Here is a 25,552-nt window from a genome sequence, read left to right as displayed (position 1 = left end):
CTGATGCCGGAAAAGCTGGCGATGCCTAAGTCCGGGCGGCTGGATGTGCGGGATGAGCTCGGTTTTCTCGATGAAGGCAATATGACGCTCCGCGAGTTCTGCGAGGCTCATCAGCTTTCGTATCCCGCGGAGAACATGAAATTTCATATCCGACCTGCCCGCCCGGAGGAGGCGGGCTTATTTTATACCCCGCACCCCGATGAAGATAAGCGGCTGGGTACCGTTGGACATGTCCGTATGGACTTCGGGCGCAGCGGCAACGAGTTTTGGCATACCTGGTGGCCCCGTGGCCCGGAGGAGCTGAACAGCCCCGCGTTCAAGGCAGAGCTGCAGGAGGTCGTGGACACGCTGCGGGAGAGTGTGCTGAAAAACCGCTTCGCCATGGAGCGTTTCTGCTATGAACACGGCGGGAAAATCAGCGGCGGCTGGACACAGAACTACGGCTACATCGTGGAAACCGAGCATTACCGCTACTGCCTGCGCTGTAATCCGTCTCCGGGCGATTATAACTGCTACTGTACGGCCTATGATCTGACCGTCCAGTGGCAGAACATGGCGCGGGAAGAAGCATCCCGCATGGAAATGGGCGGCATGGCATGAGTTGGAACGGAGCTCGTGCCAGAGGGCCTCCCGTTTTCTATGGCAGCTGCGCAGATTCCCGTTGACTTGTGGGCGATCCTGTGGTAGTTGTGTTGTGTACCAACACAGGACGGAAAAGAAAAATAAAAACTGGAGGTACAAAATGAAAAAACTGCAAATCATGGCGGGTATGCTGAGCGTGCTTCTCCTCGCAGGCTGCGGCGGAGCCGGAGCATCTGCGAAAACGACAGAAGGAGATCCGCCGCAAGTGGCATCTGCCGCCGCTTCCGGGACCACAGCGGCGCAAAATGGAAACGAAAACCCTTCGGAGGTCGTAACACAAGATGAGGCAGAACGCCCCGGCCCTGTCGATGCGGAGCCGTCGGGAGAAAAGAAAACCAATTCCTCTGCCGGAGAAGCGAAGCCTGCGGCGGAAGTTCCTCCGGTGCAAGTGCTGCCTGCCGAGACTGTGCCGCCTGAAACTCCGCCCACAGGATCCGCCCCCTCTGAACCCGTGACGGATGAGGCAGCTCCACAGCCGGAGGAGAAAGCCTTTGCCATGGACTACTGGCTGGCCTACGCCAAGGACTATGCCGTGAGCATCGGGCTGGTGCTGGATCCTGCGGCAGCCGGCACATGGGACACGCCCATCCGGTGCAGCAGCAAGACGGAAGATGTTTTGGCCGCCTATATCCGGGATGATCTGACGTACTATAAGGATCAGGAAGGCTGCACCGCCGTCTGGATCTGGGCAGAACAGATCGGAGACGGGCAGTATGAGCTGTTCATCGGACGCGGATAACGGCAGCCATATTAGAGGAAAGGCTCTCATTGAGAGCCTTTTTCTTATGTAAAAATTTACGAGAATGGGAGGCCTATTTTGAAACGAATCATCAAGTGCGGGACGGCTTTTCTGCTGGCGTTGGTACTGTGCCTGTGCCTGCTGCCTACCACAGCCCTCGCCGCATCCAAACAGGTGTACATCTGGAATTTCCCGCTGTCAGATGACACCTTGAAATCCGACGGTAACTGGGGCCACGGCGTGCTGAATCTGCGCTTTGGCTACCGGGTATCGGCCACAAGCTACACGCAGTTCCGTTGTCTGGATTCCTGGCAGGGAGAGGTGGCCTACTGCATCGAACCCGGCGCACCGCAGAAAAACTACGATTCCCTCACAGACCACGACGATACATGGTGGGATCACCTGACTTTGTCGGACGGGCATCCCCTTACGCCCCGCGAAGTGCAGCGGCTGATTGGCCGTATCATGAGCTACGGCTACCACGGGACCATTGGCGGCGGCTGGTGGGCAGATGTAGAGAGCACGGCGGAGAAGATGGCCTGGGCCTATGCCACGCAGGTCCTCATTTGGGAGGTAGTGGCAGGCGAACGGGACAGCAGCTTCCGCCATATTGATGTGAAGTCTATGGGCTATAACGAGGCCTTGGAGCGGGTGGATGCCACCCATCCCCTGCGGGGCAAGATCCTCAGCTACTATGATTCCATTGTAGATTCTGTGCAGACCCACAGCAAACGTCCCAGCTTCTGCACTTCTACCGCCACCGATGCAGAGACGCTGGAGCTGACTTGGGACGGAAGCAAGTTTACCGGCAGCGTCACCGACACCAACGGGATGCTGGGAAAGTACAGCTTCAGCTGTGAGGATGCCGATCTGACTTTCAGCAAGAACGGAGATGTGCTGACGGTTTCTACGGAAAAGCCTATTTCGGATGCCGTTACCATCACAGCCGCCAAAGAGGGCACTACCAGCGCCGGTATGGTGGTGTGGGGCGATGGCGTGTGGGGCGAACCTACCGGTATTCAGGATGTGGTTACCTACTCTGCCAGCGTCCGGGACCCGGTAACGGCGTATTTGAAGATCAAGACCGCTGCCATCCCCGGCAGGATCACGGTGAAGAAGGTGGACGCCGCCGGTGATCCTCTGTCCGGGATCCGATTCCTGCTGGAATCCTCTGCGGATCAGGTGAACTGGCAGGAGGTGAGCGCGGCGGAAACGGATGCAAGCGGCTCGGTTTGCTGGGAAAATCTGACAGCAGACGGCAGTACCTACTACCGGGTGACGGAGGTGCAGGCGGCGGAGGGAATGACGCTGCTGACGGAGCCTCTGTTCGTGGGAACGCTGGACGCAAGCGACCGGGACATCACCATTACCGCCTGCAACAACGCGGGCTTTGCGCTGCCCTTTACGGGCGGCGCAGGCTTCACAATTTATATTCTGTTTGCGGCACTCATGCTCGGCATGGGTGTTTATTTTTGCAAAAAATCTTACATGAAAAAGGAGAACTGAACCATGAAGAAAACGAAACGACTTTGGGCGCTGCTTCTGGCCATGGTCATGGCCTTGGGGCTTATCAGCACAGCGTTCGCAGCGCCGACCATTGACTCCGGACGGAAAGCGTCCCTTTCCCTTTATAAGTACGACATCACGGCGGCCAGCGAGGACGGGGCGTGGAATACGGCGTCCTATGTCAGCACCGGTGTGCAGGACGATGCCGTTACCGACAAGCTGGCGCAGTACGCTATTCAGGGCGTGGAGTTCACCTATCTGCGGGTAGCTGACATCGCCATGAACAATGAACTGGTGGACGGGCAGCGTCAAGTAGGTGTGCTGTACGGCTTTGCCGAGGATACCGTGCTCCAGGCCATCGGCCTGACCGCCGCAGATGCACACAAGAGCGAAAACGGCACCCGCTACTATACCGCCGACAAGCTGAACAAGGCCATGAGCGATGCACTGGCCGCCAACGCCACCACCGTCAAAAATGCGCTGGAAGCTGCTGCCCGAAATGGCGGCAAGGCCATGCCCGAGACGGATGAAAACGGACATAGCAAGGTCAGCGGTCTGGAGCAGGGGTTGTATCTGGCGGTGGAGACCCGTGTGCCGGAGAATGTCACCAGCACCTGCAACCCATTCTTCGTGTCTCTGCCCATGACCACTATCGACGGCAAAGACTGGAACTATGATGTGACCGTGTACCCCAAGAACCAAACCGGCAGCCCGGACCTTGAAAAGACCGTCCGGGAGGACAAGAACAGCACCGGCAAGAATACCGGCAGCCTGACCGACATTGCGGATGGCTATGCACACACCGCCACCGCCTCCGTGGGCGATGTGGTGGACTATCAGATCATCAGCACACTGCCCACCATCACCTCCAAGGCTACCAGCCTCACTATCTATACCTTTGTGGACACGATGAGCGAGGGCATTCGCTACAACAGAAGCGATGTGATCATTGAGTTCTTCCGGGATGCCGGATGCACAGATCAGATTACGGCTTGGAACGAGGATTCCGGCAAGTTTGCCGTCAGCTATGATGACGCTGGCAACACCATGACCATTGGTATGACAGAGACCGGGCTGGCGGACATCAACGAATCTGAGAGCGTTTACACGGGCAGCGTGAAGCGTGGATACAGCGACTGCACCATGCGGATCACCTATGCCGCTACCCTTACCGCTGACGCACAGCTGGGTGATACCGACAACCCCAACGAGGTGGTGCTGACCTGGAAGCGCACCAATACAGGCTACTTTGATATGCTCCAGGACTGCTGCCATGTGTATACCTACGGTGTGGATGTGCTGAAGCAGTTTTCGGACGGCAAGGGTGACCTGGCCAATGTTCATTTCCTGCTGCACAACGACACGGACGGCTATTTTGTGACGGCGGAGCTGGTGGACGGCGTGTACCATGTCACCGGCCACGAGGTGAAGGAGAGCAAGGCCACGGCGTTCGTGCCCAACGGGGAGGGGCACATCCGGGTCATGGGTCTGGAGGACGATACCTATACGATGACAGAGACCGCCACGGACAAGGGGTATGTGCTGCTGAAGGATGGTATTGAAATTGTTATTACCGCTGCGGAGGGCGAGAGCGCCTGCGAGACCTGTGGTGTGAAGCTCCTGACGGCCAGCGGCAGCGTCAACGGCGACGCGGTGGACATGGAGGACGGCAATGCCATCGTGCCGCTGACGGTCATCAACAACCCCGGCTTCGACCTGCCTAAGACAGGCGGTTACGGCACCTGGATGTTCACCGTGGGCGGCTGTATGCTGCTGGGCGTGGCGGCGTTTATTGTGGTCCGGGGCCGGAAGCACAACAGGAACGACCGGTGAAATGGCGACTGCTGGCGGTGGCCTGCGGCATTTTGGCGCTGGGGCTGCTGCTTTATCCGCTACTGTGTGAGCTGTTGAGTGAAAAGTATCATTCGGATGTGGAGGCGGTGTACACCGCCGCTATTGCGGGCACCGACGATACGGAACTGGCCGAGCAGCGTCGGGCGGCGGAGGCGTATAATGCCTTGCTGCGGGGCGAGGCGGCGGTCAGTACGGGAGGGGCTTCTGCTCCTCCCATGCTCTATGCGGGGCAGCTCACCGTGGGCGGGGCCATGTGTACTATCGACATCCCGAAGATCGGCGTGTATCTCCCGGTGCGGCACGGCACGGGGGCGGAAACGCTGGAACGGGCCGTGGGGCATGTGGTGGGCACTTCTCTGCCTGTGGGCGGGGCAGGCACCCATGCGGTGCTGTCGGCACACAGCGGGATGGCTTCGGCGAAGCTCTTTTCGGACATTGACCAGTTGGTGAAAGGCGATGTTTTCTATATCCATGTGCTGGGTGAGGTGCTGGCCTACGAGGTGGACCAGATCGCCACGGTACTGCCTTCGGACACATCGCTGCTGCAAATCAAGGACGGGCAAGACCTGGTGACGCTGGTGACTTGTACGCCCTTTGGGGTGAACACCCACCGGCTGCTGGTGCGGGGACATCGGGTGCCGTATGTGCCGGAGCTGGTGGTAGAAAATGGAAAAACTCCGAAGGCTGCGTCTTCGTGGACGCAGCACTATCTTACGGGCTTGGGCATCGGCCTTGGTGTGTTGGCTTCAATCGGCGGGATCTGCTTCTTTGCAAGGAGGCGACGCCGTGGGTAAAAAAGCTGCTTTGTTGGCGGTGGCGCTGGCCGTGGCGGGGCTTTGTATTCTGCTGCGGCCGGTGGTTTCCGGGCATAGGCTGCGAGCGGACATGAGCGCGGCGGCACAGAGCTTTTTGGAGGAGGCAAGACAGCCGTACCCCGAGTTGCTGGCGGACTTGCAGGGATATAACCAGCGCATTTATACGGAGCGGCAGGCGGGACTGGCCGATGCTGCGGCTTGTGAGGAGCCTGCTGTATTGCTGAGAGACTACGGCGTGGAGGACGAGATCATAGGCGTGCTGGAGATCCCTGCGCTGGAGCTGGTCATGCCGGTCTACTTGGGCGCGTCGGATTCGCACCTTGCCGCAGGGGCCGCCGTACTGGGGAATACTTCGGCGCCCATTGGCGGCATGAGTACCAACTGCGTCGTTGCCGGGCATAGAGGATGGTATGGCGCGGATTATTTTCGGCACATAGACCGCTTGCAGGCGGGCGATACCGTAACGATTACGAGTCTATGGGAAACACTCACCTATGCCGTGGTTGATATGAAGATCATCCAGCCGGACCAGGTGGACAAAATCAAAATCCAGCCGGGGCGTAACCTGCTGACGCTCATCACCTGCCACCCCTACGCCAGCGGCGGGCGGCAACGGCTGGTGGTGTATTGCGAAAGAAGGAAGTGATGCATTATAGAGCCTATTGGCAAGGCCACATTTGTCGGGGACGATGACATCCTCTATTACGATGCAGAGTCGTTTCTGGACTGTATCCGGGCGGAACTGCCCTATCGGGATACCACCGGGTTTCGCTACGAAGTCCTGACAGACGATCCTGCCGTCTGCAAGGCGGCAGATGATATTTTGCTGGATTTCTTCAGTGAGGATGATCCATATGCGCTATCTGAATACACACAGAAAATAGGAGGGATCTAAAAATGTTTACATCCGAGAAAATGGTGAAATTCCTGCGGGAAAAATACCCGCCCGGCACCCGCATTCGGCTGGTTTCCATGGAGGACCCCTATGCGCCGGTAGCACCCGGCACAGAGGGTACGCTCGTGTGCGTAGATGACGCCGGGCAATTTCAGATGAAATGGGACAACGGGCGGACTCTGGCCCTTATCCCCGGCGAGGACAGCTTCACTGTCCTGCCGCCCGAACGCAGCGTGCTGAAGCTGTATATGCCCCTCACCGCTGAGCTCTACGAGCCGGACGAGTGGGGCGATATGCCGGAGGAGGCGGAACGGCTCACCGGCGGCGAATTGGCATCGTATGAGGACAAGATCCGCAGCGCCTTATTCAAAAACCGCATGCAGGAGGAACAGGTCAGAGGCATCATGTACTGGTACAGAAAACCGGACAGCGTCAACGACAAGGTACATTCCGTTGTCTTCGATGTGGAGCAGCGGCACGGCAGGCTGTGGGGCGTGGCGGAGTGTCAGATCAGCGGCGAACTGTCGGCCGGAGAGCTGGCTGCGCTGAAGAAGTACATCTCCGGCCAAGCCTCGGACGGCTGGGGCGAGGGCTTCGAGCAGCAAGAGATCACACTGGATGGCGGCCGGGAGCTGTATGTGCACCTGTGGCAGGATGAGGACTGGAGCATCCGGACGGAGCAGGAGCAGTTTGAGCCTTATCGGGACAAGCTGCCTCAGCTGTGCTTTACCCTGCTGCCGGGTACGGGGCAGCTCATCTGCGTGAAGCGAGGGGAGAGCGGGTACTATCCCAGCGGCTGGTCTACGACGGATGCTCAGGAAAACCGCCGCATTGCAGACGAGCAGAACCGGAAGCTGGGTGTGACGCCCGCTCAGGAGGAGGCCATGAAGATCGGCAGCATGTGCGGCTGGGATGTCCCCGGCGCAGACCCGGATCACTGCATGGACATCGTGCAGCAGAGAGGAGGTATGGAGCTTGGGTAAAAAGGTATTTTCCATATATATGGGCAATCCGGATTGCAGTAATCACGCAGAGCTGGATCTGCCCGCTACGCCGTGGGAACTGATAGACGCACTGGATAAGCTGCGGCTGGAGGATGGGCGGGAATCCTATTGGCAGGTGGAGGACATTGGACGGTACGGATTTCTTGCCCCGCTCCTTGATGACAGTGACCTGTATCAGTTCAACGCCTTGGCGGAGCAGCTGAGCACATTCGACCATGTAGAAGCCATCGCTTTTGAGGGACTGGTGCAGATGGAGGTCGACAAGCTGTGCCAAACCAATGGCGGTGAACTGACCCTCCAGCGATTGCTGGATCTGGCATACAGTGTGGATGGCTGCCATGTGGTGCCGGAGGTCCGGGATGATGCGGCATTAGGCCGGTTCTATGTGGAGAACGATTTCCTGTCGGAACTGGAACAGGTGCCGGATAGTGTGCTGGAGCTGTTGGACTATGCCAAGATCGGCGAAAAAATGCGCAGGGACGAACACGGCGCTATGACCCCGAACGGCTATGTAGTACGGGAAGCCGAGCTGCGGCAGGCCCCGCCCAACTTGGGCAGGCCGCCCCGGAAGCCGCCGTATATGATCCATTTCCTCTGCGTCAGTGATGTCCGTGCTGTAAAGTTGTACCTGCCCGCAAAGCAGGCGGAGCTGGATGCCGTGCTGGATTGTCTGGAGGTGGATAGCTGGCAGGAGGTGCAGCTGGAGGAATGCGACACCGCCATGCCGGAGATGTGGGCCTTCGTAGATATGGCTCACACCAGCATGGAGCAGGTCAATCAATTTGCGCAGTGTCTCGAAATGCTGGATGCAAATGGGGAACTGGCGGCGTTCAAGGCAGTGGCCAGTCAGCTGGATATTTACAAGCTGGAGGATGCCATGGCGCTGACAGAGCACTTGAGTGAATACGCCTTCGAACCGAATATCCACTCGTTGGAGGATCGGGCACGGGAGGAACTTTCCCTTATGGCAGACGGGCCAGAGCTTGACCTGCTCATCCGGAATTTGAATCTCACCGCCTACGGCGCAGACCTGATGTATAGAGATAGGGGCATCCTCAGTGACTATGGCTATGTCCATCGTCCGGATGGACAGCCTATGCATCTGCCGCAGCAGGGCGTGGATATGACCATGCAGTAAACTGAATCAATAATGGGGCCGCTTTCCGAAAAGGGACAGCGGTCCCTCTTTTTGCGCCCTTTTCGGTGAGCGGCTTCAGGAAAGGAACACAAGAATGACGAAGGAGACCATCTCCCGGTATCTGGAGAACGGATGCAAGGGACATAAAAATGTGGTCAGCAGCCGGGAATTGGAGCGGGCGCTGGGCATCAGCGGAAACGAGCTTCGCAGGCACATCAACCGCCTGCGGCGAGGCACTGTGCCGATTGCAGCAGATCAGCGGGGGTATTACTATGCGGAGACGGCGGCAGAGGTCTATGCCACCATCCGAAGCCTTGAGAAAATGCGCAGCGGGTTAGACGCCGCCATCTCCGGACTGGAGCGGGCGCTGGAGAAATTCGGTGAGTAGGCAGATGACGAAGCTCATGCCGTGGGTAGGCGGCAAGGCCCAGCTCATGTGGGCCATCCAAATGCTGCTGCCTACCCACTACAAGACACTGGTGGATGTGTTTGGCGGCAGCGGCATTATCACCATGAATACTTCCGTTCCCAGCGGGTGTCTGCAGATCTACAACGACCTGAACCACGATTTATATAACCTGCTCTTCTGCGCCAAGGAGCGTCCGCTGGAGCTGGTCAGGGAGCTGGGCTTTCTCCCTATCAACGCCCACGATGAATTTGATGTATTGCAGCGTCAGCTGCAGGGCGAGGACTTCACCATGGAGTACATGGAACGGCAGTTGGATCTGACGGAGGTGTTTTTTGAACCACCCCATGGGGAGGTCGTGCGGCAGCTGCTTTTGGAGCGTGGCAGTTTAGGCAATGTGCGCCGTGCCGCAGCGTTCTATAAGCTGCAGCGCTACAGCTACAATGGCAGCGGAGACAGCTATGGCGTAGGCTCCTGCGATATACGGCGGTTTTTCCGGGATCTGTGGGAGTGCTCCCATCGGCTGAAGGATGCGGTACTGGAAAATAAGGATTTCGAGAGCATTATCACTGCCCGCAACGACCCGCAGACCGTGGTCTACTGTGACCCACCCTACTATGAGGCGGAATGCTATACGGTGGAGTTTCCACGCAGCGACCACCAGCGGCTCCACGATGTACTGGTAAAGCATACGGGCTTCGCTATGGTGTCCTATAACAACTGCCCATACATCCGGGAGCTGTACGATGATTTCTTCATTTACGAGGTGGAGCGCCCCAACAGCCAGTCCAAGAAGAAAAACAACAAGTACCATGAGTACATCATGACCAACTACGATCCCCGCACCTTTGCGCCGCAGATGTCCTTCTTCGGCGACTATGACAGCCGGGGCAAATCGTGCAGGCTGGTGCATACACCGCAGCGGCCTTTAAAAGTATAGGAGGATCTTCGCATGAACAATGAAATGAAATTTGAAAAGAACGGCCTGCTCATTCCCAACGGTGCGCTGGAGGAACTGGGCTTGGCGGGTATCTCCCTGTCTGCGTGGCTGGGACAGGACCACATCCTGCTCATGCCGCAGGAAATGACGGCACTGCAGCTGCTGCACGCACTGGATGGCTTGTCTCAGGCTTCCGTAGAACTGCTGGGTGTGCTGCAGGAGGCATGCAGGATGCCCTGCGCAGGCGACTGCGAAAGGGACATGGACGATGTGCCGCAGGTACCGGAAAACATTCGCCCCCTGCTCATGCTGAGTGGATGCTGCCCGTCTGCACTGGCGCAGCTTTTGGAGGAAGGAGACATTGTCTATGCTGCCGAGTGAGGCACTGTACCCCTACACGGCCAAAGAGGCTCGGGAACGGGGCGAGTTGGAGCTGTGGCGTGCTAACTTCCGCACCAACTGTGCCTGCGCCGGGGCCATAGAGCTGGCCATCCGCAAGGGCTTTGATGGGATGCATCTCAGCACTGACTGCGCCAAAAGCGTTATCGACCAGTATGGCTACAAACGGGTGGGCTTTGTGCTGGCCAACACTTTGCAGGAGCAGTCCTATGATGGCCGCTACCATGAGACCAATAAGCAGTGGAGCCGCTCCGTCTTCGTCCCCGAAGATGGAGGACACAGGCATACCTTCCTCATAAACAGCCATCCCGCCGTGCTGGACGGATTCGTCAGCGAATACCGGGCGGAGCTGGCAAAGCTGCACCTGTTCGGCGCAGAACACTGTGAACCCAACTCCGGGGAGCAGGACTTCACCGGCAGGGTGCTGATCCTGTCGCCGGATACGCTGCGGGAATCCTACTGGCAGCCGGAGAATCAGCTGTGGCTGGCCCTGAGCGGCTTTGGCTGTCGGCCTCACGCCCGTGGACGCTCGGTACTCTGCACCTGTTTGGGAGACGGTGAGACCACGAGGTGGAACCGCTCTGAGTTCGTGGGCATTATCCGTGACGAGTGTATCCCTGACTGGGCAGCGGAAAAATTGGCCGAGCTGCGGCACGGCATGAATGAAATGACACTGTAAGGAGGACGCAAAATGAAAACTGCAAAGCGTATCATGCTCATTCTGAGTATCACGGCGCTGCTGTGCTGCCTGCTGTCTGTGGCGGCTTTTGCCGCAGGCAGCGGCGATGTGGCGGGTGCGGTGGAGAGCACCTGGACGGCGGCGTCCGGGCAGATCAAGTCGGTGGTCAACAAGGTGGTATTCCCCGCCATCGACATGATTCTGGCTATTTTCTTCTTCGTGAAGCTGGGGACGGCGTATTTTGACTATCGGAAAACAGGGCAATTTGAATGGACGGCTCCGGCCATTCTGTTTGCATGCCTTGTGTTCACGCTGACGGCGCCGCTGTATATTTGGAGTATTATCGGGGTATAACGGCGCAAGTCAATATTCCTCTTGCATAATAGCAGTTTAATGGTATAATATAGTTATAAAACTGCTATGTAAGGAGAGCGAATATGTATATCAAGCCAAGTGCCGCCATTCGGCAAAACTATAATGATATTGCGGAGCTGTGTAAGACGACCGGCGAACCCGTTTATCTGACCAAAAACGGTGAGGGCGATCTGGTAGTCATGGACATCGAGGCGTTTACCCATCGGGAAAAGATGCTGAAGCTGCGGGAAGAATTGCTTGCCGTGGAGGAAGATCGCCTGCACGGCGCTGTGGATCATTCCGTAGATGAGGTGGCCGCCATGATGGAGGTGGCGATCCAGGAGGTACGCCATGCCGGAGCATGAATCGTATCGAGTAGTCGTCTCGAAGCGGGCCGCCCAGCAGTTGGTGGAGCATGCGGCATTTGCCGCAAGGCTGGATGAAAAATTGGCGCACAAACTGGTTTCCGGTTTTCGTCAGGCGGCAGTCTCTTTGGAACGATTTCCGTTTCGCAATCCTGTGCTGCGTTCCGAGGTTTTTACGGTCGAGAAGTATCGCAAGCTCATCTTTGACAAATACCACATTTTGCTGTATCAAGTAAAAGATCAGGTGGTCTATGTGGAGTATGTGATCGATGGGCGGCAGGATTATCAATGGTTGCTCACTCCGTGAAAGGCCAAGGGCGTTGGAAACAAAATGGAACTGTGGCCAAAAAAACGAATATAGACAGAAGCACTCTGCTGGATCAGTAGAGTGCTTTTTACATTCTGGGAGGTGATTCATTGTTTATATGGGACTTTGTAGCGGACAAAATACTGGGCCAGATCGTGGACTGGTTTTACAGTCAGGTGGTTGGTTTTCTCGGGAATTTCTTTTCGGAGATGGGCAGCATGGGCGCTGAGCTCTTCGAGATGAACTGGGTGCAGAGCGTGGTGCTGTTTTTCTCCTATTTGGGCTGGGCCCTGTTTGCCACGGGACTGGTGGTGGCTGTGTTTGAATGCGGCATCGAGTATTCCGCTGGGCGGGGCAATGTGAAAGAGACGGCGCTGAATGTCCTTAAGGGATTTCTGGCCGTCTCTCTTTTTACCCAGGTGCCGGTGCGGCTCTATTCTTTGGCAATTTCTTTGCAGGGCACCTTGACGGCGGGCATCACCGGCTTCGGGTCCACCAGCATCGGGGATGCGGCAAAGGCGGCGCTGGCAGATCTTGAAAACCTGGAAAGTCTGACGGAGTCTACCTATCCCCTGCGGGGATTTGGGCGGGAGACCAGCGGGCTTATGGTTCTTTTCTGCCTTATCCTCATGGCCTATGCGGTCATTAAGGTGTTTTTCAGCAATCTGAAGCGCGGCGGTATTTTGCTGATTCAAATTGCCGTGGGGAGCCTTTATATGTTCTCCGTGCCCAGGGGGTATGGAGATGGATTCATCCAGTGGTGCAAACAGGTCATCGGCCTGTGTCTCACGGCTTTCTTGCAGGCCACCATCCTTGTGGCCGGGCTGATGGTGTTCAAAGACCACGCCCTGCTGGGCTTGGGACTCATGCTCTCTGCCGGGGAAATTCCCCGCATCGCTGGGGCCTTTGGGCTGGACACCACCACGAAGGCCAATCTTACCTCGGCGGTTTACACAGCTCAGAGCGCCGTCAATATTGCCCGGACGGTGGCGGCCAAATGAGGTGCATTACTATGGGCAGCCTGTTTGACGGCATTGGCGGCTTTCCGCTGGCGGCTATACACAACGGTGTCATCCCCCTATGGGCCAGTGAGATCGAGCCGTTTCCCATCAGAGTCACGCAGCAGCGGCTGCCGGGGATGCTGCATTATGGAGATATTACGAAGCTGGATGGGGCCATGCTGCCGCCGGTGGATATCATCTGCGGCGGCAGCCCGTGTCAGGATCTGTCCGTGGCCGGAGCCAGAGCCGGGCTGGCCGGAGAGCGCTCCGGCCTCTTCATGGAACAGATCCGCATCGTAAAGGAGATGAGAGATGCAGACAGATCACGAGGCCGGGCAGGTATCCATATTCGGCCCCGATTTATGGTATGGGAAAATGTGCCGGGAGCCTTCTCCAGCGGAGAGCGGAAAGGCGAGGACTTCCGCATCGTCCTGGAAGAGATCGTCCGAATTAAGTGCGGTACCGTTCATGTCCCTGGACCTTACCCCTGGGCATGGCAACCTGCTGGGCGAATCCTACTGGGAACTGATTTCTCCCTATGCTGGCGGTGCCTGGACGCTCAATACTGGGGTGTCCCCCAGAGACGCAAGAGAATCTTCCTTATCGCGGATTTTGCAGGGCGCACCGCCGACAAAGTATTATTTGACGCCGAGGGCTTGTTTGGGGATACTGCGCCGGGCGTTTGAACGAGGCAAAGCGCTGCCAAAGAAGCTGGAACGGGCGCTGAAGATCCAGGCGGGTCTTGCGCTCCCGGACGGCCAGATCACAGATATAGATGCCTATCACATCAACCAGCGGGACGAGGGCATCGACCTGCAAGGGGTGTCTGGTGCGCTGATGGCCACCTCAAATATGCAGATGCAGACTTTCGTGACGCAGGCAAGTGAAAACACTGAGGGCTTTGACGGCTACAACGGAGACTTGACCGGCGATGTGGCAGCGACCTTGGGCGTGAACTGTGGGATGTCCACCGGCAGGAATGGCGTTATAGCCTTTGCGGCCAACCAAAGAGATGAGGTTCGTGACTTACATGATGTGGCGGGTGCTCTAAATGCACAGCCGGGAATAAAACAGCAGACCTTTGTTGCCGGTTTTTCTGCAGGTGCCGGGGCCAGTGCCGGGAGCATCGGATACCACGAAAGCGTTGCTCCGACACTGAAGGCGGGTGCCAGTGGGAACTGTATGCCATCTGTGCTGTGCATCAACGATCAAGGCGGTCAGATCATGGAAATTTCCGAGGGTATGACAGGCACACTGCGGGCGCAGGAGCACGGCCATCAGCCGCTGGTGTATGAAAACCACGGCATTGATGCCCGCTACCGGCAGATGGAGGAGGTTGCGCCTACCATGTCGGCCCGCTATGGGACGGGCGGAAACAATGTACCGCTGGTGGAGCAGGAACCTGTGATCTGCATTACGGGAAATGCCATAGACCGCCAGCCGCAGAACGGCGGGAACGGCATTGGATACCAGCAGGACATCGCCTATACCCTGACTGCCACAGATCACCATGCGGTCTACAGCCGCCAGCGTGTGGATGACTTCAGGGAGAATGATGTGGTCAGCACACAGAGCGCACGGCAGTGTAAAGATGCCGTCGATCTCGTTTGCCAAAAGGCAGATGTCCATGCCCATCTCATTCGCCGCCTGACTCCATTGGAATGTGAGAGATTGCAGGGCTTCCCGGACGGGTGGACGGACATCCCCGGTGCATCCGACAGCGCAAGGTATAAGGCCTTGGGCAACAGTGTGGCCATCCCCTGTGTGGACTTCGTGATGCACTGTTTGGTGCAGGCCATCCAAATGGGCGCATATGTTCGTTAGACTTGTCCGGTATGCTGCCTTTGTACTTCTATTCTCGTTAGACTTGTCAATAGCTTATGCGCCGCAGTTGGGCTATGCTTTGCTTGCCTCGGGAGAGGCGGAAAGGAGCAGGCTATGGAAGAAAAGAAGAACCTCTGCGCGCCCATCCCGCTGTCGCTGCACCAGCGGCTTCGTGCGGAGCAGGAGCAGCGGGGCCAGACCCTGTCCGACTACATCACGGACATACTCAGAGAACATTTTGAAGGAGGAGCACGAACTATGAATGCCAACAATCGCACCATCGCCTTTCAGGTACCGGAGGAACTCTTCGGCCGGCTGAAGGACTATCTGGCCAGGAATGGTCTAAAGCAGAAGGATTTCATTCTCGGGCTCATTGAGCGCGAGCTGAATGATGCCGGGAACGAAGAATAAAACACACAGAAGCCGCAGACGCACACCTGTGGCTTCACTTTTAGGAGGAAAACTATGTATCTATACCCCGAAAATTTAACGGCCCGGCCTATGCTGTGGCTGTGGACGCTGCGGGATGTGGCGTGGATCGGGACAGGGCTTTTGCTGTCGGTGCTGGCGCTGACCCAGACCGGCAGCATGATCCCCTTGGTCATTACAGCGGCGCTGGCCTTTCTCTGCATTCGGCACGGAGGGATCAGCATGCTGGACTTCCTGCGCTATGCTGCGGCGTTTTTCTTTTTCGGACAACAATACTATGTGTGGAGGGAATCGGCATGAGCAGGAAAAAATCTACCCGGCAGCTCATCGGCATCGATGATATTAAAAACGGCAGCGTTGTAACAGCGGACGGAGAGCTGGCCTTCTACTTCGTTCATCCCAGCAATCTGAATGTTTTGCCGGAGCAGGGCGTTCGGGCAAAGGTGCAGGAGCTGTTGGGCGTGCTGAAAGGCATGGCGGAACTGGAGCTGCTGGCCCTGGACTCCAAGGAGTCCTTTCAGGATAACCGCCAGTTCTACCGGCAGCGGCTGGAGGAGGAAGACATGCCCGCCATCCGTGGGCTGCTGGTGCAGGATCGCCAGCATTTGGACAGCGTCCAGACCACCATGGCCTCCTCCCGTGAGTTCTGCTTCGTGCTGCGGCGCAGAAAAACGGACGGGGCCATGAACTATGCGTCCTTGGAGCAGCAGTTCCGGGACTGCGGATTTGTCGTTCAGCGTGCGGAGGGCCAGCAGCTTCTGGAGCTGCTGGCTATTTATTTTGAGCAGGACGCCACCCACGAGGTATTCTCCTTTGTAGACGGGGCGCAGTGGCTGACAGCGGAAACGGAGGTTTGAAATGCGAATTCTGAAAGTGGAGCCGGGAAAAGCTCCGTATGCGAAAGAGATGGAGGAGGGCCTGAAAGCCATCCAGCGGGAGGTAGAGGGTCTGTTCCAGCCTCTCTCTATGGGAGACGGCGTTGTCCTCTGTTGTAACGATGAGGGAAAACTGAACGGCATGCAGCCCAACCGACGGCTGGGAGATGATATCATCTGCGGGCCTTTCTTTTTGGCGGGAGATGACCATGCAGGGGGCTTCTGCTCCCTGACGGAGGAGCAGATACAGCGGTATACGCAGATGTTTCAGGAGCCGGAACAGTTTACCGGGCAGGAACCGGAACTGAAGCCGTACATGGAACTATATATGTGGTGAGGAGGAAAAATGAAGAATCCATTTTCTAAAAAGGCCCCTTCCCAACAGGAAGCGTTTCTCCGCACTTATCTGGATTGCATCGCACCGGGGATTGTGAAATTCGAGGTGGACCATTACATCTTCGGCAGCACCTACCGCTGCGTGTGGGCGCTGCGGGAATATCCGGCCAGCACCGAGGCCCAGGCGCTCCTGCGGGAGCTGGGCGAAAAAAGCGGCGTGACGCTGCGCATTTACTGCCGGCAGGTGTCCCCCGGCGAGGAGGACAGGATCATCGACAATGCCAACAAGAAAAACAAGCTGGACGGCTCGGACCCCAACAAGCTGCGGCAGGCAGTGGCGGCGGAGAGCAATCTGCGGGATGTGGCAGAGCTGGTGCATAAAATGCACCGGGAGCATGAGCCGCTGGTCCACTGTGCCGTGTATTTGGAGATGACGGCGGACAGCAAGGAACGGCTTCGTCAGCTCCAGACGGATGTACTGACGGAGCTGGTGCGCTGCAAGCTGAATGTGGACAAGCTGCTCCTGCGGCAAAAGCAGGGATTCTGCTGCGTCAGCCCTGTGGGCAGTAATGTGCTGGGCCGGGAGTTTGAGCGGGTACTCCCCGCCGGCAGCGTGGCCAATCTCTATCCCTTCAACTACTCCGGCAAGACAGATCCCAACGGCTTTTACATTGGAAAGGACAAATACGGCAGCAACATCGTGGTGGACTTTGACCGCCGGGACAGCGACAAGACCTCCGCCAATATTCTTATCTTGGGCAACAGCGGCCAGGGCAAGAGCTATCTCATCAAGCTGCTGATCTGCAATATGCTGGAAGCGGGCAAGTCGGTGATTGCTCTGGACGCTGAGCACGAGTTGGAGGAGTTGTGCGAAAACTTAGGTGGATGCTTCATTGACCTAATGGCCGGAGAAAAGCGCATCAATGTGCTGGAAGTGCGGAGCTGGAACGAGGACACCGACAAGACAGCCCCGGAGACATTTCGCAAGTCCACTCTACTGGCTCGGCACATCTCCTTTTTGAAAGACTTCTTCCGGGCGTACAAAGATTTCTCCGACCCACAGCTGGACACCATAGAGATCATGCTGTCCAAATTATATGCCCGTTGGGGCATTACGGAGGAGACGGACCTGCGCCAGCTTGCACCGGGGGACTACCCCATCCTCTCCGATCTGTATGACCTCATGCAAGAGGAGCTGGCCCAATACAAGCCGGGTGCGCTGTATACGCAGGAGCTGCTGCAGGAGGTGCTGTTGGGCCTGCATTCTCTATGTGTGGGGGCGGATGCGCCGTTCTTCAACGGACACACCAATATCTCCGGTGACCGTTTTCTGGTGTTCGGCGTAGGCGGTGTGCTGACGGCGGCCAAGAGCCTGCGGAATGCCCTGCTGTTCAATGTGCTGGCGTATATGTCGGACCGGCTGCTGACGGGCGGCAATACCGTAGCGGTGCTGGATGAGCTGTACCTGTGGCTGTCTAACCCGGTGGCCATCGAGTACATCCGCAACTGTCTGAAGCGTGTACGCAAGCGGGACTCGGCGCTGGTGATGGCCTCCCAAAACTTGGAGGACTTTGACCAGGAGGGCGTGCGGGAGATGACGAAACCGCTTTTTGCCATCCCGCCCCATCAGTTCCTGTTCAATCCCGGTTCCATCGGCAAGCGGTTCTATATGGACATGCTGCAGCTGGACGAGGCGGAGTTTGAACTCATCCAGCGGGCAAGGCGTGGCGAGTGCCTGTATAAGTGCGGCATGGAGCGATACCATCTGGAGGTGAAAGCCCCAACTCACAAGGCGGTGCTATTTGGCTCAGCTGGCGGACGGTAATGGAGGAGGTGGCTTACCATGAGCACACAACTTGTTCGGCTGGCAGCTGCCGTGCTGTCCAGTGAGAAGGGCCGCAAAACAGTCGGGTGGGTGCTGGCGGCGATTTTGTCGCCGGTGATTTTACTGACAGCGTTCTTGTGCTGTGTAGGTTCCGGCACAGCCGAGCACAACAGTGCTGTTGTATCGGCGGCGTTTTATGGGACAGAGCTGTCCGCAAGTGTTCCGGAAGAATACCGGATGCAGCTCACACAGATGCGGGGATCCTTCTCCCATTTGGATGCGGCGGTAGCCGAAGTCAATCAGAAAGCCGAGGGAAACAGACTTGATCCAATACAGGTCAAGGCTGTTTTCTTTGCCCTCTGCTTTGGAGCGGATACGCTGTCGCAGACAGACGCGGAGGCGTTCGTGGCTTGCTTCTGTGAAACGGAGACGAGGGGGCGGGAGGAGACGGGCGAAACCTATGAAGTGGCCGTACCGCTTCCTATGGAAGAAGTCTATGCGCAGTTATCCGTGTGGCGGGGCCGTGCGGTCACGGCGGAGGAACGCTCCAATGCCGTGAAGATCTATTCCATGGTCATGGGCAGCGCGGGCGGCGGTACCTATAACGGGGCCTATGAGCCGGGCGGCAATGCGCCGATGGAACTGGAGGCATCTCTGTTTACAGACCCTGCCACAAAGAACAGTGCAGACCTGGCCATCTATGCCGCCAACGCATGGAACTCCGGCTGGGGCTATGTATGGGGTACCTTCGGCCAAGTGCTGACGCCGGAGCTGCTGCAATATAAGATCTCGCAATACCCGGAGGGCGTAGGGGATGAAGCCAACTTCATCCGTTCCCATTGGCTGAACAGACGCACCACCGACTGCGTGGGGCTCATCAAGGGGTACGGCTGGCTGAACACCGAGACCATGGAGATCCAGTACGGCAGCAATGGTATGCCCGATGTGGGTGCGGACGGTATGTACTATAACGCTGGGCGCAAAGGCAGCATTGAGACCATGCCCGACACGCCGGGACTGGCCGTGTGGAAGTCCGGGCACATCGGTGTATATATTGGAAGCGGTGAGGTCATAGAGGCCATGGACACACGGTACGGCGTGGTAAAAACGAAGCTCCAGGGCCGGGGCTGGAGCCACTGGCTGGAGGTGCCGGGGATCAAGTATGACTAAGGAGGAACGGAAATTGGAAAGTAAGAATATCACCATTGGATTTGACGCAGCCAAATTGGATGCGCTGGAGTTTGTGCTCCGCAAGCAGCGGTCTTCCGTGCAGCGGCGCATGGAGGATGTGCTGCAGCAGCTCTATGAATCGGAAGTCCCGGAAGCGGTGCGGGAGTATGTGGACAGTAAGTCTGCTCCTGCGGCCAGACCCAGGCGGCCTGCAAAAGCATCCGTAACGAAGCAGAAAGAGGGCGATGAGCATGGCACAGCATGAAGAAATCGTCCTGTGGCTGGACCGGAGGTGGAAGAAGGCCATTGAAAAGCACCTCAAGGGTGAGACGCTGCAGGAGCATTTGGAAACTGTGCTGGACGAGCTTTGTAATCAGCTTCCGCAGCGTGAGTATGAGCGCATCAGCCGTGCAATCCAGTCGGAAGCTGCCGCACAGCGTGCGGAGGAAGAAGCTGCCCGAACTTATGCCGCCTACCATGTGACGGAATGCGGCCAGGAATGGTACTTCAAAACCTCGCCCGGTGAGGAACTGTTGGCGGTCGGGAAAAAGCTGCGCGGTTATGTTACGAAGGGCAACGGCGTGGCGCCAGACAAATTCATCGGAATGTTTTTCGGCGGGCAGCCCATCACAGCAAAAGAGTTTGATGCCCTGACAGCCCCTCGCATGGAGAACACCGGAAAGGTGCGCGGCGTGTTCGATGTGAACTTCGACAAGCGGGAGTTCTCCGCTGTTCACATTATAGATGGTTGGCAGACCTGGGCAATGCGTGATGTATCGGTGGCGGTCTATCACGCCACCCGGTCGTAATTCGCATCTGGCGATGATAAGTGGCGCAAACTGTTGGATCATCTGAATGGCAAAGAGATCACCTCGGCGGGACATCTCTCTGCACGGAATTTTTCTTTCGGTGAGGAGATCATCGAATCGGATGGCAAGCTCAGCTTTTATCTGCAGGCGGACTTCGATGTGGATGCCGCCTTCGGTACATTCGTCTGCACCGATCAGAACGATGACTGGCTCAACATCTATGCCAACTACGACATCGAGAAAGACCGTCTCTGTGATACACTGGAGCTGAATCTCTGCAAAGGAGATGGCACAGAAGAGAACTGGAGCTATCACCTCAACGCCGCTGAGCAGGAGGTGTTGGCACGCAAGATGGAGGCGTTCTACCAGCAGCAGACCGGCACGAGCCTGCACGAGTACGCCCGGCAGCTTCGGGAGAGTGGATCACAGACTCCTGAAATGCAGATGTAAGCATGGCAGGCAGAGGTTTACAAGGTTTTCTCTTGACTGATTATCGGCGCACCGATATAATAAGAGCGGTGATGTATATGACGATCCAACAGATACTGCGGGAAAAGAACCTCTCCCGCTACCAGCTCTCCAAGAAAAGCGGTGTGCCTTGGGCAACGCTGGCGGACATCTGCTCCGGCAAGACAACGCTCTCCCGATGCAGTGCCGGTACACTCATGAAGCTATCCTCCACACTGGATATCCCGATGGAACAGCTCATTACGCTGACCGTGGAGAAACCACAAATGCATGGCGGCAAGCCGACTGACCGAACCTATTTGGAAAAGAATCTGCCTGCCAGTCTGGATAAAGCGCTTCGTGAGTACATTCAGGGCGAAAAGGACAAGGTGTCTTATATGGACTGTCTGTGGGGAGAATTGTATAGTGCGATTAACTCCAATCAGTGGAGCAATGCCATCACGCAGGAGCAGGCTGATTATCTTCGCGCAAAATATCTATTTTGAAAATGTCCCGGAACTACTGCCGATCCAGCGTGAATTCTACCTGACCATGCTGACCGAGCGCAAGGAGAAGATTTTGGATTACAGCTTGGAACTTCTGATGGAGCAGGAGCAGCACACTTCGCCAGTGCTGGAGATGTGAAACCGAATATTCTATTTGGAGAGTCGTGCCAATTGGTGCGGCTCTCTTTTTTCGCCTCCGATATATGTCGGCTGAGATGCCGAGCAGGAGATGCCCCGTGTCCACCCCTGTGGGCCGCTGTGTGGCCTCGTGGGAGCGCGGGAGGGTAAGGATAGCGCCCTGGCAGGTTGAGCGAGGTTTTGGGCCGATTTTCGGTGCGCCGAAATCGGGGCAGGAGAAAGCCTTTGGCGCTTTATTGCGCCATTGGCCCTTACGGCAGCCCGCAGTGCGGACTGCCACGGAGGTTTGTGCCACTTTGAAATTGACGCTGATCATGCGGAGACGAATATGCTTTGGCGCTATTTCTTGTAAAAATGCCTGTTTGCCCCGTGTTTGCAGGGCCTTTGGGAGGCTCTGACTCTCAATGGAAGGAGGTGCAGTTCAATGGATAAAAACGGAAAAAGCCGACACTCTGTCTGGCTGTCAGACGAGGTGTGGCAAGAGGTGGACGCATTCTATAAGCTGGATAACTGCCCTACTCGCAACGAGTTTGTGGAGAAGGCGCTGCGGCAGTATTGCGGTCGTCTGCACGCCGAGCGGACAAGTGCGTATCTGCCCCGTGCGCTACAGGAGATGCTGGAGGGCACACTGGGTGTGTTCGGCGACAGGCTGGGCAAGCTGCTGTTCAAGCTGGTGGTGGAGCACAACATGACCAACCATCTGCTGGGCGGCGACATAGACATGACCCGGGACGAGTACAACAAAATGCGCGGTAACAGTGTCCGGGAGGTGGCGGGTACGCATGGAAACATCTCTTTTAGGGATGTGCTTCTGTTCCACCGGGAGGAGTAACCGATGGCACGGCTGATACAGAAAAGCGGGTACATCCAAGGAGGTCGTGCGGCAAGATACATGGAGTATGTTGCCAAGCGAGACGGCGTGGAGGTCCTTCAAAGCACCGAACCGGTGACTAAAAAACAGATGCAGTTCCTCACAAAACTGCTGAAGGACTTCCCGGACGCAAAGGAGCTCTTCGAGTACGCCGACTACCTGCAGACACCCAACCGGGGTACGGCGTCTGCGTTTATTGTTGCAGCGCTGGACACGCATCTGCATGAATTGGAATCCGAGAGCGGCTATATGGCCTACATCGCCAACCGACCCCGGGCGGAAAAGCGCGGCGGTCACGGGCTATTCAGTGCAGAAGATGTCACGGATCTTAAGGCGGCAAAAAGCGAACTGGAGACTCACGCCGGAAAAGTGTGGACCTTCATTTTCTCCCTGCGGCGGGAGGATGCGGAGCGCCTGGGATACAGCAAAGCAGCCGCATGGCAGAACCTATTGAAGCAGGAGAGCCACTCCATTGCGGAGGCCATGCGTATTCCACCGGAGAAGTTTCGTTGGTATGCGGCATATCACGACGAGGGACACCATCCGCACATACACATGATGGCGTGGTCGGACGATCCCAAGGTGGGGTTTCTAACGCAGAAGGGGATCGCATCGATTCGGTCCAAGATGACGAACGAAATTTTTCGGGACGAGATGACGGAGCTTTACATTCGGAAGGATGCCGCCTACAAGGAGAGTATACAAACCGCCAAGGCATTGTTACTAGAGCGCATTCGGGCGTTGGAAACCGGTGCCGCCGATGACCCCGGGCTTGCGAAAGAGCTGCAAGAACTCTCCCAGGCACTGGCGCAGGTCGGCGGCAAACATGTCTATTCCTATCTGCCAAAATCGGTCAAGGCACAGGTGGATGCCATTGTGGAGCGGCTGGCGCAGCTCCCGGAGGTGGCGGCTTGCTACGACCAATGGTGGCAGCTGAAAGACGAGATTGCGGGCTACTATGGGCAGAACACGCCACCCCGCCAGCCGCTAACGCAGCGGAAGGAGTTTCGCTCTCTTAAAAACTGGATCATCCGAGAGGCAGAGGATATCTCGTTTTCCCCGTCTGCTGACAGTGTGGAGCCGGGGGAAAAGCAATCGACAGAGAAAACGCCGCCCATCCGTGGCTCTGCTGATGTGCAGCCAGTGGGAGAAGCTGTGTCTGCAAGGCATATTCCGGCAAATGCGGTCATGCGGCTGCTGCATCATATGGGGCAGATATTTAGGACGAGTATGCCGGTCATCCCACCTGCGCTGCGTATTGACTCCAAGCGCCGCAGGCGGTTACAGGAGAAGCGCATGGCCATGGGCCACAAGCGGAACGATCATGAGGACGAGCAGCTCCACCATGTCAACGACAACACCATGCGATAATGCAAGGAGGGAAATGCATGGGCAAATTTGTATATTTCACATCCGCAGAGAAACGGCAGGCCAACGAGGTTGACCTGCCGTCTTTTCTGTTGGATCGAGGCGAGAAACTCATTATGGCCGGACGGGAGTACCGGCTGGTCAGCGACCACAGCATCACCGTGCGCGGACCGATGTGGTATGACCATGCCGCACGGAAAGGCGGACGCGCCATCAGCTTCGTGCAGCAATTCTACGACAAGACCTATCCCGAAGCGGTGTCCATACTGCTGGGCCGGGACGGACAGGGCATTATTCCCATCGCAAAGCAGGAACCGGAGCCGCAGGAGCCAAAGCCCTTTGCCCTGCCGAAGCCTTACTTGACTATGCGCAGGATGTATGCCTATCTCACCAAGCACAGGTGCATTGACCGGGATGTGGTCACGGCGTTTGTGCAGGAGAAGATGCTCTATGAGGACGACCCACACCACAACTGCGTGTTTGTCGGTCTGGATGAAAACGGAGAAGCCCGGCATGCACATCTGCGCAGCACCGGCTCCCAAGGCAAAGTATTCCGCATCAATGTGGAGAGCAGCGACATAAAACACAGCTTCCACAAAAACGGGACGGACCGTTCCCTCTATGTCTTTGAAGCACCCATTGATCTACTGTCTCACATTACCCTCTACCCGGCAGGTTGGCTGGAGCACAGCTATGTGGCCTGCTGCGGCACCTCCATCCAGCCCGTACTGGAGCGCCTGCGGCAGAACCCGAAGCTGGACACGGTGTACCTCTGTTTGGATAATGACGAGGCGGGTGAGGATGCTTGCGACGGTATGCTGGATACCCTGGAGGATATGGGCTACGATGTGGAGCGTCTGCGCCCGGAGGGGAAGGACTGGAACGATGACCTGCGGGCAAAGCGGGGCAAAGCGAAAACCCCGACAGCATAAGGCTGTCGGGGTAAATTCATTCATCCAACATCAATTGCCCATCCAGCGCCTGCTGTTTTAGTCGCTGGAGCTGTTCTTTTTCTAGCTGGGCAATGCTCTTTTCGGGTGTAGGCAGATCTTCCGGCATTGTGCCGCCGATTTTTTCGATAGCCTCGCGGACCTCACTGCCGACTTTGTAATGCACGGCAGTGGCGGTATCAGCGCTATCCACGCCATCCTTCCGAAGCTTTTCCTCTGTTTGGGAAATACGGAACAGATTTGCGATCAGTTCCGTGCTGCCCATATAGTCAAGGATCTTCTGCCCTACTTCCAAATTTTTCTTCCGATGTATGTCGTCCACGGTCATGCCGCCGTACAATCCCATGTACCCGGCGTTTTGGAATACGGCAAACTCATCCGCTGTGATCACGCCGGCATTCCGTGCGGCCTCGGCCAACAGCTGATTCCACTGTTTTATATCGCCGCGAACGACCAACCGACGGCTGTCTTCGTCCAACTGATTAAATCGGTCCGCAACCTCCTGCCGATAAGTTTGGATAGCAAAGTAGGTTTGCCCCAAAGCAATGACCTCTTTGCGCGGATCGCCGTTCTGCACGATCAGATAACAGGCATAGCGGGACAATTCATAGTCGACAATGCTTTTTGTCGTTGCGCCGGCTTTAACGATTTTCCTAACCTCAGGAAAATCGGCAGCTGTGTCGTGGCCGCTGTTTTCACAGGCGATCATAGCGCGTTTGATGACCTTGGCAAAATTTTCCCATTTTGCATAATCCAAAACCGGGGCCAATTCTCTGGCACACCAGTATTCAGACCCGTCGGGACGGGTCCTGCGTATATCCTCAAAACATTTATATTCAGAGGCAACGAGATGACTCATGTACTGTCCCTCCCTTAGTTTTACACGATAATAGTAACATAGATCCATAAAAAAGGAAAGGAGAAAACTCGTGACAGATGCTCTATGGATCCTCCTTGCAG

General features: G+C 56.8%; 30 protein-coding genes and 1 pseudogene. 30 read left to right on the top strand and 1 reads right to left on the bottom strand.

Annotated features, from left to right (window positions below; genetic code table 11):
* The 30 genes and pseudogenes from LKD37_RS04915 to LKD37_RS04765 form a co-directional block, all read left to right on the top strand.
* A partial coding sequence (locus tag LKD37_RS04915; protein WP_370686855.1) for a hypothetical protein occupies positions 1–600 on the top strand: 600 nt, incomplete at its 5' end.
* A 142-nt stretch (positions 601–742) separates the two neighbouring features.
* On the top strand, positions 743–1,381 hold the full coding sequence (locus tag LKD37_RS04910; protein ID WP_302928163.1) for a hypothetical protein: 639 nt from the start codon (positions 743–745) through the stop codon (positions 1,379–1,381).
* A 78-nt stretch (positions 1,382–1,459) separates the two neighbouring features.
* Positions 1,460–2,887: a SpaA isopeptide-forming pilin-related protein gene (locus LKD37_RS04905; RefSeq protein WP_302928162.1), complete on the top strand. Its 1,428-nt coding sequence runs from the start codon at positions 1,460–1,462 to the stop codon at positions 2,885–2,887.
* 3 nt (positions 2,888–2,890) lie between these two features.
* Positions 2,891–4,720 carry a SpaH/EbpB family LPXTG-anchored major pilin gene (locus tag LKD37_RS04900; RefSeq protein WP_302928161.1) on the top strand — a complete coding sequence of 610 codons (1,830 nt, stop codon included), beginning with the start codon at positions 2,891–2,893 and terminating at the stop codon, positions 4,718–4,720.
* Positions 4,717–5,535 carry a class C sortase gene (locus LKD37_RS04895; RefSeq protein WP_302928160.1) on the top strand — a complete coding sequence of 273 codons (819 nt, stop codon included), beginning with the start codon at positions 4,717–4,719 and terminating at the stop codon, positions 5,533–5,535. Before LKD37_RS04900 ends, LKD37_RS04895 begins: the two co-directional genes overlap by 4 nt.
* Positions 5,528–6,202, top strand: a complete 675-nt coding sequence (locus tag LKD37_RS04890) for a class C sortase (protein ID WP_302928159.1) — start codon at positions 5,528–5,530, stop codon at positions 6,200–6,202. The genes LKD37_RS04895 and LKD37_RS04890 overlap by 8 nt, the downstream gene beginning before the upstream one ends.
* Before the next feature lie 251 nt (positions 6,203–6,453).
* Positions 6,454–7,434, top strand: coding sequence for a DUF4314 domain-containing protein (locus LKD37_RS04885; protein ID WP_302928158.1), 981 nt, complete (start codon positions 6,454–6,456; stop codon positions 7,432–7,434).
* The gene (locus LKD37_RS04880; protein ID WP_302928157.1) at positions 7,427–8,593 is read left to right on the top strand and encodes an antirestriction protein ArdA; all 1,167 of its coding nucleotides are present in this window, start codon (positions 7,427–7,429) and stop codon (positions 8,591–8,593) included. Before LKD37_RS04885 ends, LKD37_RS04880 begins: the two co-directional genes overlap by 8 nt.
* 94 nt (positions 8,594–8,687) lie before the next feature.
* Positions 8,688–8,981, top strand: coding sequence for an HTH domain-containing protein (locus LKD37_RS04875; RefSeq protein WP_302928156.1), 294 nt, complete (start codon positions 8,688–8,690; stop codon positions 8,979–8,981).
* Positions 8,982–8,985: 4 nt separating this feature from the next.
* Positions 8,986–9,939, top strand: a complete 954-nt coding sequence (locus tag LKD37_RS04870; protein ID WP_302928155.1) for a DNA adenine methylase — start codon at positions 8,986–8,988, stop codon at positions 9,937–9,939.
* Between the two features lie 12 nt (positions 9,940–9,951).
* A complete protein-coding gene (locus LKD37_RS04865; protein WP_302928154.1) occupies positions 9,952–10,320 on the top strand; it encodes a hypothetical protein in 369 nt (122 codons plus the stop codon).
* Positions 10,307–11,017, top strand: coding sequence for a DUF3849 domain-containing protein (locus LKD37_RS04860; RefSeq protein WP_302928153.1), 711 nt, complete (start codon positions 10,307–10,309; stop codon positions 11,015–11,017). The genes LKD37_RS04865 and LKD37_RS04860 overlap by 14 nt, the downstream gene beginning before the upstream one ends.
* 12 nt (positions 11,018–11,029) lie before the next feature.
* A complete protein-coding gene (locus tag LKD37_RS04855; protein ID WP_302928152.1) occupies positions 11,030–11,371 on the top strand; it encodes a DUF3852 domain-containing protein in 342 nt (113 codons plus the stop codon).
* 83 nt (positions 11,372–11,454) lie between these two features.
* Complete coding sequence (locus LKD37_RS04850; RefSeq protein ID WP_302928151.1) at positions 11,455–11,736, top strand: type II toxin-antitoxin system Phd/YefM family antitoxin; 282 nt, start codon at positions 11,455–11,457, stop codon at positions 11,734–11,736.
* Positions 11,723–12,043 carry a type II toxin-antitoxin system RelE/ParE family toxin gene (locus LKD37_RS04845; protein WP_302928150.1) on the top strand — a complete coding sequence of 107 codons (321 nt, stop codon included), beginning with the start codon at positions 11,723–11,725 and terminating at the stop codon, positions 12,041–12,043. Before LKD37_RS04850 ends, LKD37_RS04845 begins: the two co-directional genes overlap by 14 nt.
* A gap of 110 nt (positions 12,044–12,153) precedes the next feature.
* Complete coding sequence (locus tag LKD37_RS04840) at positions 12,154–13,044, top strand: conjugal transfer protein TrbL family protein (RefSeq protein ID WP_302928149.1); 891 nt, start codon at positions 12,154–12,156, stop codon at positions 13,042–13,044.
* Positions 13,041–14,868 (top strand): annotated as a pseudogene (locus LKD37_RS04830) (DNA cytosine methyltransferase). The gene LKD37_RS04840 and the pseudogene LKD37_RS04830 overlap by 4 nt, the downstream one beginning before the upstream one ends.
* 114 nt (positions 14,869–14,982) lie before the next feature.
* Entirely contained in the window at positions 14,983–15,279 is a 297-nt protein-coding gene (locus LKD37_RS04825; RefSeq protein ID WP_302928147.1) for a 4-oxalocrotonate tautomerase, read from the top strand.
* A gap of 54 nt (positions 15,280–15,333) precedes the next feature.
* Positions 15,334–15,597 carry a hypothetical protein gene (locus LKD37_RS04820; RefSeq protein ID WP_302928146.1) on the top strand — a complete coding sequence of 88 codons (264 nt, stop codon included), beginning with the start codon at positions 15,334–15,336 and terminating at the stop codon, positions 15,595–15,597.
* Positions 15,594–16,154, top strand: coding sequence for a hypothetical protein (locus LKD37_RS04815; RefSeq protein WP_302928145.1), 561 nt, complete (start codon positions 15,594–15,596; stop codon positions 16,152–16,154). Before LKD37_RS04820 ends, LKD37_RS04815 begins: the two co-directional genes overlap by 4 nt.
* A 1-nt stretch (position 16,155) precedes the next feature.
* The gene (locus LKD37_RS04810; protein ID WP_302928144.1) at positions 16,156–16,509 is read left to right on the top strand and encodes a DUF3846 domain-containing protein; all 354 of its coding nucleotides are present in this window, start codon (positions 16,156–16,158) and stop codon (positions 16,507–16,509) included.
* 9 nt (positions 16,510–16,518) lie between these two features.
* Positions 16,519–18,333 carry a VirB4 family type IV secretion system protein gene (locus LKD37_RS04805; RefSeq protein ID WP_302928143.1) on the top strand — a complete coding sequence of 605 codons (1,815 nt, stop codon included), beginning with the start codon at positions 16,519–16,521 and terminating at the stop codon, positions 18,331–18,333.
* 18 nt (positions 18,334–18,351) lie between these two features.
* Positions 18,352–19,503, top strand: coding sequence for a hypothetical protein (locus LKD37_RS04800; protein WP_302928142.1), 1,152 nt, complete (start codon positions 18,352–18,354; stop codon positions 19,501–19,503).
* Between the two features lie 13 nt (positions 19,504–19,516).
* Positions 19,517–19,768 carry a DUF6103 family protein gene (locus LKD37_RS04795; RefSeq protein ID WP_302928141.1) on the top strand — a complete coding sequence of 84 codons (252 nt, stop codon included), beginning with the start codon at positions 19,517–19,519 and terminating at the stop codon, positions 19,766–19,768.
* The gene (locus LKD37_RS04790) at positions 19,755–20,312 is read left to right on the top strand and encodes a hypothetical protein (RefSeq protein ID WP_302928140.1); all 558 of its coding nucleotides are present in this window, start codon (positions 19,755–19,757) and stop codon (positions 20,310–20,312) included. Before LKD37_RS04795 ends, LKD37_RS04790 begins: the two co-directional genes overlap by 14 nt.
* A 33-nt stretch (positions 20,313–20,345) precedes the next feature.
* Complete coding sequence (locus LKD37_RS04785; RefSeq protein ID WP_302928139.1) at positions 20,346–20,762, top strand: hypothetical protein; 417 nt, start codon at positions 20,346–20,348, stop codon at positions 20,760–20,762.
* Between the two features lie 2 nt (positions 20,763–20,764).
* Positions 20,765–21,265 (top strand): helix-turn-helix domain-containing protein, encoded by a 501-nt coding sequence (locus LKD37_RS04780; RefSeq protein ID WP_306414394.1) that lies wholly within the window; start codon positions 20,765–20,767, stop codon positions 21,263–21,265.
* Between the two features lie 562 nt (positions 21,266–21,827).
* Positions 21,828–22,235: a hypothetical protein gene (locus LKD37_RS04775; protein ID WP_302928138.1), complete on the top strand. Its 408-nt coding sequence runs from the start codon at positions 21,828–21,830 to the stop codon at positions 22,233–22,235.
* Positions 22,236–22,238: 3 nt separating this feature from the next.
* Entirely contained in the window at positions 22,239–23,645 is a 1,407-nt protein-coding gene (mobP3, locus tag LKD37_RS04770) for a MobP3 family relaxase (RefSeq protein WP_302928137.1), read from the top strand.
* Between the two features lie 17 nt (positions 23,646–23,662).
* Entirely contained in the window at positions 23,663–24,574 is a 912-nt protein-coding gene (locus LKD37_RS04765) for a DUF3991 and toprim domain-containing protein (protein WP_302928136.1), read from the top strand.
* Between the two features lie 16 nt (positions 24,575–24,590).
* Here the strand turns inward: LKD37_RS04765 and dinD are convergent, their stop codons facing one another.
* A complete protein-coding gene (gene dinD, locus LKD37_RS04760) occupies positions 24,591–25,451 on the bottom strand; it encodes a DNA damage-inducible protein D (RefSeq protein ID WP_302928135.1) in 861 nt (286 codons plus the stop codon).
* Positions 25,452–25,552: the final 101 nt, after the last annotated feature.

The organism is Brotocaccenecus cirricatena (assembly GCF_020687045.1).
GTDB lineage: Bacteria > Bacillota > Clostridia > Oscillospirales > Oscillospiraceae > Vescimonas > Vescimonas cirricatena.
Note: the sequence above shows the minus strand (reverse complement) of the source record. Positions and strands in the feature narration are given on the sequence as shown.